19 protein-coding genes and 1 tRNA gene are annotated in these 16,627 nt (G+C 62.5%); 11 read left to right on the top strand and 9 right to left on the bottom strand.

Annotated features, from left to right (window positions below):
• Positions 1-72: 72 nt before the first annotated feature.
• The 4 genes from BM364_RS15770 to BM364_RS15755 are packed head-to-tail and all read right to left on the bottom strand — an operon-like array spanning position 73 to position 3,906.
• Entirely contained in the window at positions 73-741 is a 669-nt protein-coding gene (locus tag BM364_RS15770; protein WP_175528635.1) for a TetR/AcrR family transcriptional regulator, read from the bottom strand.
• Positions 716-2,236: a tripartite tricarboxylate transporter permease gene (locus BM364_RS15765; protein ID WP_092426216.1), complete on the bottom strand. Its 1,521-nt coding sequence runs from the start codon at positions 2,234-2,236 to the stop codon at positions 716-718. The genes BM364_RS15770 and BM364_RS15765 overlap by 26 nt, the downstream gene beginning before the upstream one ends.
• Before the next feature lie 11 nt (positions 2,237-2,247).
• The gene (locus BM364_RS15760) at positions 2,248-2,802 is read right to left on the bottom strand and encodes a tripartite tricarboxylate transporter TctB family protein (protein ID WP_092426215.1); all 555 of its coding nucleotides are present in this window, start codon (positions 2,800-2,802) and stop codon (positions 2,248-2,250) included.
• A gap of 54 nt (positions 2,803-2,856) precedes the next feature.
• Entirely contained in the window at positions 2,857-3,906 is a 1,050-nt protein-coding gene (locus BM364_RS15755; RefSeq protein ID WP_092426213.1) for a Bug family tripartite tricarboxylate transporter substrate binding protein, read from the bottom strand.
• A 220-nt stretch (positions 3,907-4,126) separates the two neighbouring features.
• Here BM364_RS15755 and BM364_RS15750 point away from each other — a divergent pair, with 220 nt between their 5' ends.
• The 4 genes from BM364_RS15750 to BM364_RS15730 all read left to right on the top strand — a co-directional run bounded on the left by BM364_RS15750 (position 4,127) and on the right by BM364_RS15730 (position 8,356).
• The gene (locus BM364_RS15750) at positions 4,127-4,873 is read left to right on the top strand and encodes a sulfite exporter TauE/SafE family protein (RefSeq protein WP_092426212.1); all 747 of its coding nucleotides are present in this window, start codon (positions 4,127-4,129) and stop codon (positions 4,871-4,873) included.
• Positions 4,874-4,962: 89 nt separating this feature from the next.
• A complete protein-coding gene (locus BM364_RS15745; protein WP_092426210.1) occupies positions 4,963-6,114 on the top strand; it encodes a Gfo/Idh/MocA family protein in 1,152 nt (383 codons plus the stop codon).
• Between the two features lie 251 nt (positions 6,115-6,365).
• The gene (locus BM364_RS15735; RefSeq protein ID WP_092426207.1) at positions 6,366-7,535 is read left to right on the top strand and encodes a dihydrodipicolinate synthase family protein; all 1,170 of its coding nucleotides are present in this window, start codon (positions 6,366-6,368) and stop codon (positions 7,533-7,535) included.
• Complete coding sequence (locus tag BM364_RS15730; RefSeq protein WP_092426206.1) at positions 7,532-8,356, top strand: sugar phosphate isomerase/epimerase family protein; 825 nt, start codon at positions 7,532-7,534, stop codon at positions 8,354-8,356. The genes BM364_RS15735 and BM364_RS15730 overlap by 4 nt, the downstream gene beginning before the upstream one ends.
• A 46-nt stretch (positions 8,357-8,402) precedes the next feature.
• On the opposite strand, the gene BM364_RS15725 is transcribed toward BM364_RS15730, so the two are convergent.
• From BM364_RS15725 to BM364_RS15715, 3 genes are all read right to left on the bottom strand, one after another.
• Positions 8,403-8,795, bottom strand: coding sequence for a hypothetical protein (locus tag BM364_RS15725; RefSeq protein ID WP_092426203.1), 393 nt, complete (start codon positions 8,793-8,795; stop codon positions 8,403-8,405).
• A 108-nt stretch (positions 8,796-8,903) separates the two neighbouring features.
• On the bottom strand, positions 8,904-10,097 hold the full coding sequence (locus BM364_RS15720) for a class I SAM-dependent RNA methyltransferase (protein ID WP_092426202.1): 1,194 nt from the start codon (positions 10,095-10,097) through the stop codon (positions 8,904-8,906).
• 64 nt (positions 10,098-10,161) lie between these two features.
• Positions 10,162-11,160 carry a complex I NDUFA9 subunit family protein gene (locus BM364_RS15715; RefSeq protein ID WP_092426200.1) on the bottom strand — a complete coding sequence of 333 codons (999 nt, stop codon included), beginning with the start codon at positions 11,158-11,160 and terminating at the stop codon, positions 10,162-10,164.
• A gap of 142 nt (positions 11,161-11,302) precedes the next feature.
• On the opposite strand from BM364_RS15715, the gene BM364_RS15710 reads away from it, so the two are divergent.
• A complete protein-coding gene (locus tag BM364_RS15710; protein ID WP_092426199.1) occupies positions 11,303-11,665 on the top strand; it encodes a GFA family protein in 363 nt (120 codons plus the stop codon).
• 56 nt (positions 11,666-11,721) lie between these two features.
• Positions 11,722-11,806: transfer RNA gene (locus BM364_RS15705), tRNA-Leu, on the top strand.
• 56 nt (positions 11,807-11,862) lie between these two features.
• Here the strand turns inward: BM364_RS15705 and BM364_RS15700 are convergent.
• A complete protein-coding gene (locus BM364_RS15700) occupies positions 11,863-12,054 on the bottom strand; it encodes a hypothetical protein (protein ID WP_092426197.1) in 192 nt (63 codons plus the stop codon).
• 157 nt (positions 12,055-12,211) lie between these two features.
• Here BM364_RS15700 and BM364_RS15695 point away from each other — a divergent pair, with 157 nt between their 5' ends.
• Positions 12,212-12,415 (top strand): CsbD family protein, encoded by a 204-nt coding sequence (locus BM364_RS15695; RefSeq protein ID WP_092426195.1) that lies wholly within the window; start codon positions 12,212-12,214, stop codon positions 12,413-12,415.
• Between the two features lie 41 nt (positions 12,416-12,456).
• On the opposite strand, the gene lnt is transcribed toward BM364_RS15695, so the two are convergent.
• Positions 12,457-14,088: an apolipoprotein N-acyltransferase gene (gene lnt / locus BM364_RS15690; protein WP_092426194.1), complete on the bottom strand. Its 1,632-nt coding sequence runs from the start codon at positions 14,086-14,088 to the stop codon at positions 12,457-12,459.
• A gap of 127 nt (positions 14,089-14,215) precedes the next feature.
• Between lnt and tsaB the strand changes: the two genes are divergently transcribed.
• The 4 genes from tsaB to BM364_RS15670 all read left to right on the top strand — a co-directional run bounded on the left by tsaB (position 14,216) and on the right by BM364_RS15670 (position 16,608).
• On the top strand, positions 14,216-14,827 hold the full coding sequence (gene tsaB, locus BM364_RS15685) for a tRNA (adenosine(37)-N6)-threonylcarbamoyltransferase complex dimerization subunit type 1 TsaB (protein WP_092426192.1): 612 nt from the start codon (positions 14,216-14,218) through the stop codon (positions 14,825-14,827).
• Positions 14,827-15,306, top strand: coding sequence for a ribosomal protein S18-alanine N-acetyltransferase (gene rimI / locus BM364_RS15680; RefSeq protein WP_092426191.1), 480 nt, complete (start codon positions 14,827-14,829; stop codon positions 15,304-15,306). The genes tsaB and rimI overlap by 1 nt, the downstream gene beginning before the upstream one ends.
• A gap of 87 nt (positions 15,307-15,393) precedes the next feature.
• On the top strand, positions 15,394-15,792 hold the full coding sequence (locus BM364_RS15675; protein WP_244542915.1) for a Fur family transcriptional regulator: 399 nt from the start codon (positions 15,394-15,396) through the stop codon (positions 15,790-15,792).
• A complete protein-coding gene (locus tag BM364_RS15670) occupies positions 15,793-16,608 on the top strand; it encodes a lysophospholipid acyltransferase family protein (protein ID WP_092426187.1) in 816 nt (271 codons plus the stop codon).
• Positions 16,609-16,627 lie beyond the last annotated feature (19 nt).

The following is a 16,627-nucleotide window of genomic DNA, read 5'->3' as shown; positions in this document are numbered from 1 at the left end:
CGCCCCGCAAAATGCCTCATCGGGCGCTTCGCGCCACCTTCTCTCCAAACCGGCGAAGGGAAAGACGAGCCTTCACGCTCCCGGCTTGGTGCGGAGATAATCAAGCACCATCTGTACGGCATGGGCTTCGCGCTCCTGCACCATGGCGACGCTCGACAGATCGCGCTCGAAGATCACCGACAGGGTGGCGGTGTTCGAAACGTAGAAAAAACCGAGCGCTGCGACCGAAATATAGAGCTGAACCGGATCGACGTCGCGCCGGAAAATGCCGGCTGTGTTGCCCCGCTCGATGATGGCGGCGATCTGCCCGACCAGAGGGGAGTGCAGCGCCTTGATATCGGGCATGGTTTTGAGAAAACGCGCATTCTCGATGTTTTCCGTGCCCAGGAGGCGCGGAAACCATGGATTGGCCAGAAAGTGGCGGAAGGTGAAGCGCACCAGCCGGTCCATGGCCTGGACGGGATCGTATTGATCAAGGCTTAGCGCCCGCTCACCCCTGCGGATCTCCTGGTAGGCATCGAGCAGGACCGCGCGATAGAGATCCTCCTTGTTGCCGAAATAGTGGTAGAGCAGGCGCTTGTTGGCCCCTGCCCGCTCAGCAATCGCATCCACCCGCGCGCCCTCGAACCCGCGATCGGCGAACTCCACCCGGCCAGCGGCGAGGATGGAGGCCTTGGTCTTGGCCGAATTCCTGGGCCGCCTTGCCGCCGGGGCCTCAGCCGGTCGCCTGGCTGCTGCCACGGGTGAAGAGGGCTCTGACACGTTTGGACACCGCCGGAATGGACATGAGAATGGTGAAGACGATCACGAGGCAGATAACAGCACTGATCGGTCGGGTAAAGAACGGGCTCGGATCGCCATTGGTGAGCATGAGGCCGCGCCGCAGATTGAGATCGAGCAGATCGCCTAGAATGATGCCGAGAACCAGCGGCGCCATGGGGTATTTCATCTCGCGCAGGATGAACCCGATGATGCCGAAGGCGATCATCACGTAGACATCGAACATGCGCTGCGTGATGGCGAAGGAGCCCACGACGCAAAGCACATAAACCACCGCCATGAGCCGCTCGCGCGGCACGGCGAGGACACTTACCAGTGGCTTGGTGAGGGTAAGGCCGAACACCAGGATGCCCAGGGTCGAAAAGAAGAGAATGGCCACGACCTGATAAAGCACTTCGGGGCTTTCGGTCATCAGGAGCGGGCCGGGACGAATGCCATGGATGAACATGGCCGCGATCAGAACCGCGGCTGCGGCCGAGCCGGGCAGAGCCAGGGTCAAGGTCGGGATCATGGCGCCGGGCACAACGGCGGAATTGCCGGTTTCGGCTGCGATCAGGCCTTCCTGGCTGCCCTTGCCGAAGAGATGCCTTTCCTTGCTCTTGCGCTTGGCTGCGGCATAGGAGGCCCAGGCGCCCACATCTTCGCCAACGCCGGGCACGATGCCCACGAAGGTGCCGATGATGCCCGAACGCAGGGTCGTCCATTTATAGCGCATCACATCGGCCATTTTGGGCACGACGCGATCCCCACTCGAGACGATACGCGCCTGGGCATGGCGTTTCATCACACCCAGAATTTCAGCAAAACCGAAGGCGCCGACCATGGCAGGGATCAAATCGACGCCACCACCGAGGGACGGAATGCCGAAGGTGAAGCGCTGATGGGCGTGGAGCGTCTCCATGCCGATCATGGCGACGAGCAGACCCAGAATGCCGGCGATATAGCCCTTGAGGGGATCGTCGATGGCCGTGAGCTGACCGGATATGACGACCCCGAATAGCGCGAGCCAGAAAAATTCATAGGTGCCGAACTTGAGCGCGGCTTCGGCCAGGAGCGGCGCGATCAGGGCCAGAGCGACAATGCCAATGAGCGTACCAAGCGCCGACGAGGTGGTGGCAAGGCCCATGGCCATGCCGGCCTTGCCCTGCAGTGCCAAGGGATGGCCGTCGAGCGTTGTGGCGGCACTGGCAGGCGTGCCGGGAATGGCCAGCAGAATGGCCGTGCGGCTGCCGCCATAAATGGCGCCGGAATAAACGCACATCAGACACAGGATCGCCTGATCGGGCGCCATCTTGTAGGTAAGGGTGACAAGCAGCGCCACGCCCATGGTTGCGGTTAGGCCCGGCAGGGCGCCGATGACGATGCCCAGCAGCGTCGCCCAGGCAATGTTGAAAAGCGAAAGCGGGGTCAGGAAGTGAGCGAGACCCGCCCCGAGCATAAAAAGTCCGTCGAGCATATGCGTCTCCCTCAGGGCAAGCGAACGAGAAAGACGCGTTCAAACACCAGCGTCACGGTGGCAGAGGTCACAACGGCAATCCCGAGGGCCCAGAGCAGCGACGGCAGAATGGGCTTTCGCGGCTCGGCCAGCCAGCACTCGAACACCATGATGAAGGCGAAGACGAACAGGAAGGTCGCGGCCCAGAAGGGGAGCGTGCCGACGAGTCCCAGAGTATAAACGAGAGCAAGCGCCATCACGACCATGGCCCGTCCTGTGGCGCCCGACAGAATGGCCTGGCCCAGGAACTGCCAATCACCGGGCATGGATTGGCGAAGCGAGCGCAGGGTCAGAACGACGCCGCAGACGGTGAGCGCCAGGCTCAACATGCCCGGCACAAGACCCGGAATGGTCAGTGGCTGGATGCGCCGGACTTCGAGCCGGTCCATGGTCCAGGCGCCATAAAAGACGGCGACACCGAGAACAATGAAGATCAGGCCTGCCAGGAGGTCTGCCTTGATCATGGCGGGATTGGCGTCGTCATCGGTGGGTGTGGGCACCTGAGGCGACTGGGGCAGATCTGTCATGGCGTATCCAGAGGGTTAAACGGGCTGTCCGGCATGCCGGACAGCCCCATCGCTTTATTGTGCTGCGACTTCGGTAAGCGTTTCGCAGTCGATGCCGATAGTCGATGGGTCGTTGACCGCCTCGCCACGGGTGACCGAAGAACAGGCCTCGAGAATCACGACGGGCATGGCATTGGCCCGCGCCTCGGCGCCGAAGGACGGCGCGAAAACGGCACCAAACGTTTCGGCATAGGTCTGGAGCGCCTCGGAGTTCATCACCTCTTCGGCCCAGATACGGTCCATTGTGGCGATCACCTCGTCGGGCACGCCCCGCGGGATGAAGATGCCGAAATAATCGGGCGCGAGGTCCTTTTCCGGCAGCCACTGGGTGACCGGCGGGATGGGGTCGACGCCTTCGAGCACCAGCGGCTGGTCGGAAAGCACGGCCAGCGCCTTGAGGCGGCCACCGCGGATCAATTCAGTCTGTTCCACGGCGAGCTGGGTCGTGACCATGGCTTCGCCCGATGCGGTGGCGATGGCCGCCGGCCCGCCGCCATCATAGGTGATCATGTTGTAGTCGAAATTATCGGCAGCGCCGCTAAGCGAAGCGATCGCGGTGCCACCCGAGGAGGTCACGCCAGCCGTAGCAACGCTGATCTGAGCACCGCGCGTCTTGAACGCTTCGAGAAGCTGTCCGAAATCCTCGAACTCGCTGTCGGCCGGCACGGAAACCACCGGCACATTGGCGACCGAAAGGTAGATGTGCCAATCGTCGATATCGGTATCGGGCAAGAGGCCGGACACCGAATAGGTCGCGTTGTTGGCAATGGCGTTGGCGGTCCAGGTATAGCCGTCACGCGGGGCGTTGAGCACTTCCTGCGTTCCGATGGCGCCCGAGGCACCCGGCTGGTTGACCACGACCACATCGACCCCGAGCGCTTCGGCAAGGATCGGCGCGGTGACGCGGGTGACCTGATCGGTGGAGCCGCCGGCACCCCATGGCACGATCAGGTTGATCGGCCGGTCGGGCTTCCATTCGGCGGCAGCATCCTGAGCGATAGTCAAAGTAGATCCCAACACCAGGAGCGATGCTCCCGTTGCCAGGACGAAACGCAATTTGTGCATCGTCCATCCTCCCTTGTGCGGCGCCGGGATCCTCTGCTGGACCCTCGGCACGGGGGTGAGACTGCGGCGCGGCTGCGAGACTGTCAAGCCAGAAGTAACTAGGCGGTGAGGAGTTGGGGCAGCTCAGCGGGAAAGAAAGCGGTTTAACCCGAGCCACTTGCGCTGTATCGCTGGACGCCGGATCCGAAGGGGAACCGGATCGTGCGGATGGAGGGGCAGAATGGATTTCGATCTGACGCGTTGGCTCGTGATGGGGTTGGCCCTGGCCGCCGGAGCGATCGTCAAGGGCGCAACAGGCATGGGGCTGCCGCTCGTGGCGCTTCCCGTGCTCACCACTGCTTTCGGCCTCCAGCACGCGGTGGGGATCATGGCGATCACCCAGGTGCTGACCAACAGCATGCAGATATGGCAGTTCCGCGCCGCCGCCCGGGAGGAGAGCATGCGCTTCATGCCTTGGTTCCTGGTGGCCGGAGGACTTGGTGTGGTGCTCGGCACAGTGTTGCTCGCCAATCTCTCCGAGCGTGCGCTGGTGCTCTCGCTCGGGATCCTGCTGCTGGTTTACTTCGTGATCAAAATCGCCCGGCCTCATGTGACCGTGGGACCCCGAGCAGCCCGGCGAATGGGACCTTTTACCGGCTTCGGCAGTGGAGTCTGCCAAGGGGCAACAGGCATTTCAGCACCGATCGGGGTGACATTCATCCACGCCATGGGCCTCGATCGCCAAGTGCATGTCTATGCGGTTTCCGCCATGTTTCTGGTCTTGGGTCTCGTGCAGCTGCCTTCGCTGATCCTTGCCGGAATCATGGAGTGGGAATGGGTGCTCGAGGCGATCATTGCCATGATACCGATCCTGGTTTTCATGCCCGTGGGGCAGATGCTGGCAGGAAAATTGAGCCGCAAGGCTTTCGACCGGATGATCCTGATTTTCCTCGGTCTCATGGGTCTCAAGATGGTGATCGGGATCTAACGCCGCATCAGCCCGCTTGACGCCCGCTCTGCCTCATGTGTAGTAAGTAACTAATCAGTTACACCGCGAAGGGGCGGACGGAGGAGCATATGGCAGAACAACGCATCGGCATCATCATGCATGGCGTCACCGGACGCATGGGCTACAACCAGCATCTGGTGCGCTCGATCCTGGCGATTCGCGACCAGGGTGGCATCACGCTCTCGAATGGCGATCGCCTTGTGGTTGATCCGATCATCGTTGGCCGCGACCCCGACAAGATCGAGCGGCTTGCCAAGAAGCACAATATCGCGCGCTGGAGTTCGGACCTCGACGCAGCTCTTGCCAATCCCGACGACACGATCTTTTTCGACGCCGGCACCACGCTGATGCGCGCCGGCCTTCTCGAAAAGGCACTCGCTGCAGGCAAGAACGTTTACTGCGAAAAGCCGACTTCAGACGACCTCGACGTCGCGGTGAACCTGGCAAAGACGGCCCGCGCTTCCGGTCTCAAGCATGGCGTGGTGCAGGACAAGCTGTTTCTGCCCGGTCTCATGAAGATCAAGATGCTCAAAGATTCCGGCTTCTTCGGCGATATCCTGTCGGTGCGTGGCGAGTTCGGCTATTGGGTCTTCGAAGGCGACTGGCAGAAGGCGCAGCGTCCATCCTGGAACTATCGCAAGGCCGATGGCGGCGGCATCATTCTCGATATGCTCTGCCACTGGCGCTATGTGCTCGACAATCTCTTTGGCGAGGTGCAGGCCGTCTCGTGCCTTGGTGCCACCCACATTCCCGAGCGTGTCGACGAGAACGGCAAGCGCTACAAGGCCGACACCGATGATGCGGCCTATGCCACGTTCGAACTCGAGGGCGGGGTAATCGCCCAGATCAATTCGAGCTGGACGACCCGCGTGCGCCGCGACGATCTCGTGACCTTCCATGTCGATGGCACCCATGGCTCGGCCGTGGCCGGCCTTCACAAGTGCTGGACCCAGCACCGCGTCAATACGCCCAAGCCCGTCTGGAACCCAGACCAGCCCCAGACCATGAACTTCTTCAACGATTGGGAAGAGGTTCCGGACAACTGGCCGGCCGATAATGGCTTCAAGGTCCAGTGGGAGATGTTCCTGCGCCACGTCGCCGAAGACGCTCCATGGCCCTATGGCCTCGAAGCCGGCGCCAAGGGCGTGCAGCTGGCCGAACTCGGTTTGAAGAGCTGGGAAGAACGCCGCTGGCTTGATGTGCCAAAGCTGGAATTTTGATCAGCGCCTGACGGGAAACACCCCCTCACCCGTCTCGGCCTCCGGCCGATCCACCCTCTCCCCGAGTGGGAGAGGAATGGGGGCACCGAGTTTGAACCAGCGCCGCAGCCCATTCTTCTCCCGCTCGGGGAGAAGGTGGCGCGCAGCGCCGGATGAGGGGCTTCGCCCCGGCCACAGGCAAAATCGCTCCGGTGGAGCGATTTTAGGGGAGAAGGCCATGAGGGCAGGGCCCGAATGGCAAGGAGAGAAAAATGCCGACCATCAACCTGCCCAATCCAGACCGCTCGATCACGCCCTACACGCTGACCGGTGATCCTATCCCGTTCGTCAAATTCGAGGCGACTGACTTTCCGCGCATTGCCTATTCGGCGGCGCATGTCGTTGCCGATCCCCTGGCCGTCAACGATCCCTGGCTCACCCCAGCGATCGATTGGGACACAACGCTGAAATTCCGACACCGCATGTGGGATCTCGGGCTCGGTGTTGCCGAAGCCATGGACACTGCCCAGCGCGGCATGGGCCTGACCTGGACAGAGGCCAAGGAATTGATCCGCCGCGCACAGGCCGAAGCCCAAACGCGCGACGATTCCCTTATCGCTTACGGTGCCGGAACCGATCACCTGGCCCCCGGTCCCGATGTGACCATCGACGACATCATCAAGGCCTATGACGAGCAGGTCGGCTTCGTCGAAGGCGAAGGCGGCCGTGTCATTCTCATGGCGAGCCGCGCCCTTGCTGCGTCTGCCAAGTCGCCGGACGACTATGCCCGCGTCTATGGGCACGTCCTTTCCCAGGTCAAGCAACCCGTCATCATGCATTGGCTGGGCGAAATGTTCGATCCGGCGCTTCAGGGCTATTGGGGCGATATCGACCATGACAAGGCCATGGATGTCTGCCTCGACGTCATTGCCGCCAATGCCGAAAAGGTCGACGGCATCAAGATTTCTCTCCTCTCCGCCGAGAAGGAAATCGCCATGCGCCGCCGCCTGCCGGCAAACGTCAAAATGTATACCGGCGACGATTTCAACTATGCCGAACTGATCGCGGGCGATGATCAAGGCTATTCCCACGCCCTGCTTGGCATTTTCGATGCCATCGCGCCGGCAGCTTCGGCGGGCCTTGCCGCTCTCGGCCGCGGCAACACGCAAGAGTTCTTCGATATCCTCGAGCCGACCGTGCCATTGAGCCGGCATATCTTTGCTGCCCCGACCCGGTTCTACAAGACCGGCGTCGTCTTCCTCGCCTATCTCAATGGCCTCCAGGACCATTTCCAGATGATCGGCGGCCAGCAGTCGACCCGTTCGGTCCAGCATCTGAGCGAACTTTTCCGCCTTGCCGACAAGGCGCGTGTTCTGGCCGATCCGGACCTCGCCACGGCGCGCATGAAGGCCGTGTTGCAGGTCAATGGAGTGCCAGCATGACCGAACGGAAAATCTCGCTCAATCTCGCCACGACCCGCCAGCAATGGGGTTTTGCCGAAGCCGTCGACGGGTGCCTCAAGGCCGGCATCACCGCCATCTCCCCCTGGCGCGACCAGATCGCGGCCATCGGGCTTGATGAAGCGGCGCGCATCGTGCGGGAAAACAAGCTGCAGGTGACCGGCGTCTGCCGCGGCGGCATGTTTCCGGCCGAAACCGCCGAAGGCCGGCAGAAGCAGATTGACGACAATCTGCGCGCCATCGACGAGGCTGCGGCGCTTAGTGCCGATTGCCTCGTGCTTGTGGTCGGCGGCCTCCCCGGCTCTTCGAAGGACCTGCCGGGCGCGCGAAAAATGGTCAGCGACGGGATCGCTGCCATGCTGCCCCATGCCAAGGCCTCGGGCGTCAAGATCGCCATCGAGCCCCTGCACCCGATGTATGCGGCCGACCGCGCTTGCGTAAACACGATCGATCAGGCGCTCGATATCTGCGAGGATCTGGGGGAAACTGTTGGCGTTGCTATCGACGTCTACCACGTCTGGTGGGATCCCAAGCTCGCGCAAGCCATCGCGCGCGCCGGCCGCATGAAGCGCATCTTTGCTCACCACATCTGCGACTGGCTCGTGCCGACCAAGGACATGTTGCTCGACCGCGGCATGATGGGAGACGGGGTTATCGACCTTCCCGCCATCCGCAAGATGATCGAGGATGCCGGCTTCTTCGGCCCGCAGGAGGTCGAGATCTTTTCCCAGGACAATTGGTGGAAGCGCCCGGGCGATGAAGTGCTTGCCGTGATCAAGGACCGAGTCGCCACCGTTTGCTGAAACAAAAACCCCGGGCCGATAGCCCGGGGTTTTTTTGTCACCGCAATCAGGCGCGGGTATAGGTCAGGGTCTGGCAGAGAATGGCGGCGCGGCACCCTTGGATGTCGATCGTATCGGGGCCTGTCATGGTGATGGTGGCCTCAGCGCTGATGCCACCTGCATCAAGGGCGCCCTTCCATTCATTGGGGGCAACCTGCTCAGCCTGCATCACCTGCTGGCCGACATAAGCGAGGTTTTCCTCGGTTGCGGACTGGCCTTCGAGATTGGTCAGAACGCCGCAAAGGGCGGTACCATCGCCGCACAGGGAGAATTCGAAGGATGTACCGTAGCTGTCGACAAAGGTCCCGTTGGGATTAGCGGCGCCCGGAGCTGCGACAACGGGAAGGGCTGCGGCAGCACAGAGGGCGCCAATGGCCAGGGTCATTTTCATGGTATGCATAGTCAATACTCCACGCGACAACGTCCGCCCAGCGAAGTCGCTCTCTATTTGCATGATGAAATGGCAACGCAGCGCTCCAGCCAAGGTTGCGTGCCGAACTCATCAACCCTAGCGGCGAAATGTGGCAGCAATTTCGATATGCGTGGATTGGGTGAACTGGTCGACCGCAACGAGATCGCTCAGAGTGTATCCGGCAGACACCAGGATCGCGGCATCGCGCGCAAAAGTGCGGGCGTCGCACGCCACCATGACCACCGTGCCGACCTTTGACTTGGCCAATTCGCGCACCTGGGCCTCGGCGCCGGCGCGCGGCGGATCGAGCACGACCGCATCAAAGCTCAGCTCGAACCGGGTGAGGGGATCGCGGAAGAGGTCACGCGATTTGGCGGTCACTTCGCGAATGCCCTTGGTGAAGCGACGCGCCTTGTCGAGCGCAGCTATGCCAGCCTTGTCGCTGTCAAAGGCGAGGACCCGACGCTGTTCGGCAAGGCGCAGGGCAAATGGGCCGATGCCGCAGAAAAGGTCGGCGACCGATTTGGCTTTGCCGACCTGTTCCTGAACATAGGCGCCGAGCACCGCTTCGGCCTCGGCCGTTGCCTGGAGAAAAGAGCTGGTGGGCAGTTCCACACTGGCCTTGCCCATGGTGACGCGCGGCATTTGCGCGAGAAAAAGCATCTCTCCATTGAAGGCGAGCCGGGCAAGGCGAAACTGGTTGGCAAGCGGCACGAGGCGGTCGCCCTTCGCGCCCTTGATGGCGCTGCGCACTGCGACATCGATGCCGGTATCGGTGGCGGTGAAACTGACGTCGCACTCGCCCAGCACCGCTCCGATCGCCCGCGCAATGGCGGGCGCGGGCTTAAGCGCCGGCACGAGAATGGGACAAACATCGAGGTCGAGCAGCTCGTGGCTGCGGGCCCGCATATAGCCGGCCGCATCCTTGCGCGCATGGAGTGTCGCACGCCGGCGACCCGCCCCGCCCGCGGAAATGAAGCGCTCAAGTTTGGCCTCGAGCCCGGCCTGTTGGAGCGGCATTTCCACGAGGCTGGTCTTGAAAGCCCGGTAGGCATCGGGCGCAATGTGCTGAAGCTGGCAGCCGCCGCAGATACCGAAATGGGGGCAAAAGGGCACTGCCCGCTCAGGGGCGGGGTCGAGCACGTCGACAAGGGTGCCGCGGTCCTTTTCGAGGGTGATGGCGACGCGCTCACCCGGAAGGGCGAAGGGCACAAAGACACGCTGGCCCTCGAGGTGGGCAATGCCCTCGCCCCTATGGCCAAGGCTCGAAATGGTGGTGGTAACAGTCATGATGTTCCGGGGCTTGCTGCCCCGGACCTAAACGCTTTGGCCAATTTTGCCAATCAAAGAGGCGTCAGGCTGCAACAGAGCCGGAATCGCTTTCCCCATCGGGTCGGTCGAACTGGCCATGCTTGCGGAAGCGCCACATATATTGAGGAAGGATCTTGTCCATGCCGGTGGGCGTGATGCCGAAAGCGGCAAGCGTGCGCTTTTCCTTGACAGCGAGATCGGACACCACATTGTCGACACCGAGCAGTTCGACCTGATCGGCGGTGATGAGCGGCTTGATGGGCAGGATGGCAAAGGGAAGCGCAAGAAGCTTGGCAACGCCCGCAGAAAGCGGCAGGAGCGGGCGCTTGCGGCCAGTTTCGCGCAGGATGCGCGAGAGCAGGTCGCGATGCGTTTCGGTATCAGGCCCACCCAGCTCGTAGACCCTGCCGGTCTTGACCGCGCCTTCGGCTGCCGCAACGATGGCCTCGGAGACATCGCCCACATAAACCGGCTGGAAACGAGTGTCGCCGCCGATCAGCGGCATCACGGGGAAGAGGCGCGCCAGGGTGCCCATGAGATTGAAGAAGCCATCGCCTTGGCCGAACATCAGCGAGGGACGCAGGATCACCGCTTCAGGGAAGGCATCGAGAACGGCGCCCTCGCCAGCAAGCTTGCTGGCGGCATAGGCACTGACTTCGCTGGCGCGGTCAACGCCAAGCGCGGAGACATGAACCAGCGCCGAAGCGCCGGCGGCCTTGGCCGCGCGCGCGATGGCCGCAGCGCCGGCGACATGCACGTTCTGGAAGGTCTGCGCACCGGCCTGTGAACCAACGCCCACAAGATTGATGACGATGTCGGCACCGGCGACGGCCCGCACAACGGAAGCCTCGTTGCGGACATTGGCCTGAATCGGCACGATCTGGCCGACATTGCCCAGCATGCGCGCGTCATGGGCAAGATCGGGCCGGCGCACGGCGAGGCGCACGCGATGACCCTTGCGCGCCAAGGCCTGGGCGAGATTGGTGCCGAGGAAACCGGAGCCGCCGAAAACCGTGACGAGTTTGGGCGAGTTGCGATCCATGTTGGGGACTCCGGCAGGCAGGGGCACTAGGTTGGTTCGCTTCTAGCCCAGCACGGCTGGTGCTGTCGAGCATATCGTGATCGGGAGAGGCTTGACTCTTGGCTACGCATGTTCTTCTTTTGTTCCTATCAAGGAGAATGTCATGCCGGACAAACAGCTTTATTCGGGTCATTGCCATTGTGGTGCCGTGCGATTTACGGCGCGCACCGATCTCGAGGGCATGGGCGATTGCAATTGTTCGCGCTGCCGGCGACTGGGCTGGATCATGCAATCGGTTTCCGAGGCGGACTTTACGCTGGAGGCAGGGGCGGACCATCTGACCACCTATCGGTTCAACACCGAAATGATCGATCATCTGTTTTGCCGGACGTGCGGAATAGAAAGCTTCGCGCAGGGCAGCGATGGCAAGGGCAACAGGATGTACATGATCAATGTGAATTGCCTCGAGAACCCGCCGCCTGTCGATCACGGCGCGATAAAGCATTGGGACGGTGCAAACTTCTAAAAACCGTCACAAGAGCGTTGACATTGCCCGGCCCGGGCCCTAGTTACTCGCCCGTCGCCCAGATGGCGGAATTGGTAGACGCGCACGGTTCAGGTCCGTGTGCCGCAAGGCGTGAAGGTTCGAGTCCTTTTCTGGGCACCAATTTCTCTCAAAGGCCCCGTGACTTAGCTGTCACGGGGCCTTTGCGTTTGTGACAGCTAGGGCTGGGTGACGGCGCCGTCATTATTGCCGACCTGATCGCCCACTTCGGGCGTGTCGGCTGAGATGTTATCCTGCTGCGTGTTGCCCATGCCTCCGTCGGGGGCCTGGTTGATATTGGTGAACATGAAGCTGGCAAAGGCGATCACTGCAATCACCACCACCACTGCCACGATGACGTTCCGGTTCATTTGTCTGCTTCCGCTGTTTTGGCGCCTCGTTAATGCCCCTTGCAACGGGGACCGAGGCCTCCCGTTTCGCCTTGTCTAACGGGGGTCAGCGCCGGAGGACGGAACCGGGCCTTCTTTCGCGAATTATCCTTACATAGATTAATCGAGGAGATCCGAAATGGATTGGAACCGCGTCGAAGGCAACTGGAAGCAGATGTCGGGCAAGATCAAGGAACAGTGGGGCAAGCTCACCGACGATGATCTGACCCAGATCAACGGCAAGCGCGACCAGCTGGAAGGCAAGATCCAGGAGCGCTATGGCAAGGCCAAGGACGAAGTCACCAAAGACGTCGATACCTGGTACGATCGCCAGACCTGGTAAGACGGGATTGCCCCCGAAAGCCCCGCAATGCGGGGCTTCTTTTATTCGGGCAAGCGCCGGCGCCCACGGCGGGAGGCGACAAAGCCGATCAGGATGCCCGCGATGATGGCGATGGCGAGCGGGTAGTGCCGGATCTGGGCGAAGATGGTGGGAGCGAGGCGCTGGTGCGGACGCACATCGAGCGCCGCCATCTGCCCCGGCACCAGCTGGGCAGTGATCCGCCCCAAGGGGTCGGTGGCAAAGGTGAGCCCAGTATTGGCGGCGCGCAAGAGGCTCATCCCCTCTTCAACGGCTCGCAACCTTGCGTGATGGGCGTGCTGAGCCGGACCGAGCGAGCCATCGAACCAGGCGTCGTTGGTCAGGTTGAGGATGAACTGAGCGTCTCCGACATTGCCCAGATCTCCGGAAAAGATGATTTCGTAGCAGACCAGGACCAGCATAGCCGGCGCGCCGGGCATGCCCATCAGCCGGCGGCGCTCGTCCCCGTGCGACCAGCCGGCCGAGCCGGGCACGAATTGCTGGATGCCTAGGCGGGAAAAGAACTCCTGAAACGGCAGATATTCGCCAAAGGGGACGAGATGGGACTTGTCGTAGCTGGCAAAGATTTCGCCCTCGGTGTTGATCGCGACCACCGAATTATAGGGAGCGCCGGCCGGGGTTTCACCATCGAGCCCATAGAGCTGGCGCGGCACCCCGGCAAGCAGGGTCGCGCCTTCGGGCAGTATGCGGGCAATGCGGGCGAGCCCCTCGGGATAGGTTTCAAGGAAAAAGGGCAGGCTCGATTCGGGCCAGACGAGATGGGTGATGTCGGCCAGACCCTGGTCGGTGGGGTCCATCCGCATGTCCGAGAGCATCAGCAGGCGGTCCACGAGCGCTGCCGGATCGACATTGCCGAAATCGGCATGCTCATAGACCATAGGCTGGACGAGGCGGAACGAGACGTCCTGGCGTTCGGTCGAGACGGTGCCGGCCAGCCGGTTCCAGCCATAGCCCAATTGCCCGGCAATCACGGCGAGGGCGAGAAAAAAGGGGGCGAGCCGCGCGCTTGCCGGCCGATCGTCGGCGGGCCAGATCAGGGCCGGCGTCATGGCAAGGAGCGGGGCAAGGAAGGTGAGGCCGTAGACCCCGATCACCGAAGCCAGCTGCATCATCTCGTCCGTGCCGGTCAGCGCATAGCCCAGGAGATCGAACGGAAACCCGGAGAACAAGTGTCCGCGGGCAAATTCGGCCAGGGCAATGGCGGCGCTGAGCGTGATGATGCGGGCCGAACCATGGCTCCAGAAGAAATGCGCCAGAGCACTGGCAAGACCCCAGAAGAGGGCGACCAATGCCGCAAGCGCGGCGATGGCAAAAGGCATGGCCCAGAGCACCCAGCCGCCATCGACGAAAAAGGCTGCGCCCAGCCAGTGGAAGGCGACAATGAAATAGCCCCAGCCGAACCCGAAGCCAATGCCGAAGGCCGGACCGAACATCCGCCTGAGCCAATGCCGGTGCCGCTCGGCGCCATCGAGCGCCCAGACCCAGACCGGCATGGCCACAAAGAGCGCCGGCAAGACGAAAAACGGCGGAACGGAGAAGCCGGCGACGAGCCCGGCGACGAACACCATGGCAAAGCGCCGCCAGCCGTGGCTGAGCATGGCAGTTTCGGCCAGCCAGGTTACCGGACGGATCATGAAAACAGCTTGAGCGAATCACGGAACATGGCGGGCAAGGTCGCGCCCAGGCTGTGGGGCGTCAAGCACGGGAGCGGCCGCTCTTTGCGCAGTGGACTTGGCAGCCCCGCAAGGATAGGACAAATCCATGTCCGCTCCGCCTATCACCCTTGCCATCGATACCGCCGCTCCGCGCCTGCAGCTGGCGCTGTTATGCCGTGACGGACGGATAGATCAGTCCATTGACGACATCGCCACCGGCCATGCCGAAATTCTTTTTGATCGGCTCGGCACACTGCTTGCCCGCAACGGACTTGGCTATGGCGATCTCCAGCGGATCGCGGTGACCACCGGGCCGGGCTCGTTCACCGGCCTGCGGATCGGCCTTTCGGCGGCGCGCGGCCTGGGGCTTGCGCGCAAGCTGCCGGTTCTGGGCATTCCGAGCCTTTTTGCCTTGTCGCTTGGCACGGGCACAGGGCCGATTGCGGTTCTGCTCGATGCGCGGCGGGGCGAAGCCTATATCCAGACGTTTTCAGCGCCCGGCAGCGCGACAACGCCGCCCCAGCTCCTGCCCATGGCGCAGGCGCAGGCGCTAGTGCCTGAGGGCGCGCAGCTGGTCGAGGAGCCATTCGTGGCCATGGAGCCGCTCGTGCGCTTTGCAGCGGCTGCCGATCCTCAAAACTTTCCGCCCCATGCCGCCTATATCCGCGATGCCGACGCCAAGCCGCAGGATGCGGCCCGCGTGCCGAGACGGGTGTGATGGACAAGCTCTGGATGGCCCCGCAGGGGCTCCATATCGAGCCGGCGGAAACGGGGGACGCGGCGCGCCTCGCCCAGCTTCATGCGCAGAGCTTTTACCGTGGCTGGCCCGTAGCCGATTTCGTCGCGTTTTTGGGGGACGGCGCAACCCCGGCCTATATCGCATGCGATGCGAAGCGGCGGATTGCCGGCTTTGCCCTGATCCGGCTGGTGGCGGATGAAAGCGAATTGCTCACCATTGCGGTCGATCCGAAATGGCGCGGCAAGGGCGTGGGACGCGCCCTGATGCAGGCAGTGTTCGCCGATCTGATGCTGTCTGCAGCGCGCAAAATGTTTCTCGAGGTGGACGAGCAGAACCTTGCGGCCATCGCTCTTTATAGGCGGCTCGGCTTTGCCACCATATCGGCCCGCAAGGGCTATTATGCACGACCCGACGGCACGGCAGCCACCGCGCTTGTCATGTCGCGCGATCTTGGCTAACCCCGGATCCACCAGTCAGCACGGAGAATGGGCTTGAGCAAGGCGCCATCCGAACCAACCCTGGAAGAAGCCTGCGTTGCGCGCGGCATGCGCATGACCGATCAAAGGCGGGTCATTGCCCGGGTGATCGAGGAAAGCTCGGACCATCCCGATGTCGAGGAGCTCTACCGGCGCGCTTCGGCCATCGATAACCGCATTTCGCTGTCGACCGTTTATCGCACGGTCAACCTCTTCGAAGAGGCCGGGCTCGTCACCAAGCACGATTTCAAGGATGGCCGCGCCCGGTTCGAACTCATTCCGGACGAGCATCACGATCACCTGATCGATATCCGTTCGGGGCTCGTGATCGAGTTCCGCAACGAGGAAATCGAGGCCATTCAGGAGGTGATCGCCAAGCGGCTCGGCTATCGGCTGGTGGACCACCGGCTCGAACTTTATGCCGTGCCGCTCGCGGACAAGCCGGACAGCAAGCAAAAGCCTGACTGAATGATCCTGCGCAGCCTGTTCTTTGTCTTCGTTTTCGTGCCGTTCATGATCGTGGTGATCCCTGCCCAGGCGATCATCAATGCGCTCAACCTGCCGATCTGGCCGGTTCTGCCGCGTCTCTTTCATCGACTCGGCTGCGTGTTCCTGGGGCTGCGCGTCACCGTCATCGGCTCGCCTGCCAAGGGCCGGCCGACTCTCCTGGTTTCCAACCACATATCCTGGACCGATATCGTGGCGATCGGATCGGCGGCCGAGGTGACGTTCGTCGCCAAGCAGGAAGTGGGCAGATGGCCTCTTGTTGGCATGCTGGCCAACCTGCAAAAGACCATCTATGTCGATCGCACGCGGCGCGCGGGCACCGGGCAGACAGCGCAAGCCATGGGGCGGCACATGGCGGGCGGCCATGCCGTGCTGCTTTTCGCCGAAGGGCAGTCCGATATCGGGACCCATGTCCTGCCGTTCCGGTCGGCCCTTGTCGGGGCGGCCCAACATGCCATGGCGGCGGCGGGCGCAGACGAGGTCGATATCCAGCCCGTTGCCATCGCCTATAGGGCGCTTCAGGGTCTGCCGGTGAGCCGCAACGAGAGATCGATGATCGCCTGGATCAAATCCAAGTCGGTCTGGCAGAATATCCGGGAGATCCTGGGCGGACCCGTCAAGGATGTCGTCGTCTCCTTCGGCACCCCGCAGGTGCTCGGCCATGGCGCCGACCGCAAGGCGATCACCAAGGCGGCGGAACGCGAGGTGCGGACGATGCTGGTGACGCTCAATCGCGGCGGGGCCCTTCCCGTTCCACAGCGCTCCGCGCCACTCTAGGCGTTAAGCCTAACAGCGC

The sequence above is a fragment of the Devosia crocina genome (assembly GCF_900116545.1).
Classification (GTDB): Bacteria; Pseudomonadota; Alphaproteobacteria; order Rhizobiales; family Devosiaceae; genus Devosia; species Devosia crocina.
Note: the sequence above shows the minus strand (reverse complement) of the source record. Positions and strands in the feature narration are given on the sequence as shown.

Bases quoted from the DNA above. Each gene is read 5' to 3' on its own strand.
- BM364_RS15765 (WP_092426216.1), bottom strand. From the start codon at position 2,236: ATGCTCGACGGACTTTTTATGCTCGGGGCGGGTCTCGCTCACTTCCTG.
- BM364_RS15760 (WP_092426215.1), bottom strand. From the start codon at position 2,802: ATGACAGATCTGCCCCAGTCGCCTCAGGTGCCCACACCCACCGATGAC.
- BM364_RS15755 (WP_092426213.1), bottom strand. From the start codon at position 3,906: ATGCACAAATTGCGTTTCGTCCTGGCAACGGGAGCATCGCTCCTGGTG.
- BM364_RS15750 (WP_092426212.1), top strand. From the start codon at position 4,127: ATGGATTTCGATCTGACGCGTTGGCTCGTGATGGGGTTGGCCCTGGCC.
- BM364_RS15745 (WP_092426210.1), top strand. From the start codon at position 4,963: ATGGCAGAACAACGCATCGGCATCATCATGCATGGCGTCACCGGACGC.
- BM364_RS15735 (WP_092426207.1), top strand. From the start codon at position 6,366: ATGCCGACCATCAACCTGCCCAATCCAGACCGCTCGATCACGCCCTAC.
- BM364_RS15730 (WP_092426206.1), top strand. From the start codon at position 7,532: ATGACCGAACGGAAAATCTCGCTCAATCTCGCCACGACCCGCCAGCAA.
- BM364_RS15725 (WP_092426203.1), bottom strand. From the start codon at position 8,795: ATGCATACCATGAAAATGACCCTGGCCATTGGCGCCCTCTGTGCTGCC.
- BM364_RS15720 (WP_092426202.1), bottom strand. From the start codon at position 10,097: ATGACTGTTACCACCACCATTTCGAGCCTTGGCCATAGGGGCGAGGGC.
- BM364_RS15715 (WP_092426200.1), bottom strand. From the start codon at position 11,160: ATGGATCGCAACTCGCCCAAACTCGTCACGGTTTTCGGCGGCTCCGGT.
- BM364_RS15710 (WP_092426199.1), top strand. From the start codon at position 11,303: ATGCCGGACAAACAGCTTTATTCGGGTCATTGCCATTGTGGTGCCGTG.
- BM364_RS15700 (WP_092426197.1), bottom strand. From the start codon at position 12,054: ATGAACCGGAACGTCATCGTGGCAGTGGTGGTGGTGATTGCAGTGATC.
- BM364_RS15695 (WP_092426195.1), top strand. From the start codon at position 12,212: ATGGATTGGAACCGCGTCGAAGGCAACTGGAAGCAGATGTCGGGCAAG.
- lnt (WP_092426194.1), bottom strand. From the start codon at position 14,088: ATGATCCGTCCGGTAACCTGGCTGGCCGAAACTGCCATGCTCAGCCAC.
- tsaB (WP_092426192.1), top strand. From the start codon at position 14,216: ATGTCCGCTCCGCCTATCACCCTTGCCATCGATACCGCCGCTCCGCGC.
- rimI (WP_092426191.1), top strand. From the start codon at position 14,827: ATGGACAAGCTCTGGATGGCCCCGCAGGGGCTCCATATCGAGCCGGCG.
- BM364_RS15675 (WP_244542915.1), top strand. From the start codon at position 15,394: ATGCGCATGACCGATCAAAGGCGGGTCATTGCCCGGGTGATCGAGGAA.
- BM364_RS15670 (WP_092426187.1), top strand. From the start codon at position 15,793: ATGATCCTGCGCAGCCTGTTCTTTGTCTTCGTTTTCGTGCCGTTCATG.